General features: G+C 52.1%; 1 pseudogene. It reads right to left on the reverse strand.

From position 1 onward, the window contains the following. Window positions 1-484, reverse strand: a pseudogene (locus ACTQ1N_RS12785) (IS21 family transposase); the annotation flags it as partial.

Genomic DNA, 484 nt, shown 5'->3' on the forward strand with positions numbered 1-484 from the left:
CGACGAAAACGTAGGCATTGACAATTTCGCCGGTCGCAGGATCGGTGAAATGAGCCGGATCTCCGGCCCAGTCGACTTCCACACGTTCACCAGGTTTTCGGTTGATGTGCATTGTTGCACGCCGTTTCTCCTCGTCCTGCTGGATGTAATAGCAGAACTGGGAATACATCAGCGGCTCATCGCCAGCCAGCTGGCATTCGTTGACATACTCGGTCCAAAGCAGCTTCTTGGTTACGCCGTTTCGCATCAACTCCTTTCTGACGCGGTTATAATCCGGCAGCCTTTTGTGGCTGTCAGTTACTGGAGGATAAAGGATCTTCTTCAGGTCCGCATTGGTTACATTTGCGGACAGCGGCCAGGTAAGGCCATGATCCTCAGCCCTCTGTAATACTTCGGAAACAGTGTTCCGGGAACACGAAGCAGCAAGAGCTATATTTCTCTCGCTGTACCCCTGGCTTTTCAGCCGGAGGATTTCTCTGTAGTT

The organism is Porcincola sp. LCP21S3_C12 (assembly GCF_052118625.1).
GTDB lineage: Bacteria > Bacillota > Clostridia > Lachnospirales > Lachnospiraceae > Porcincola.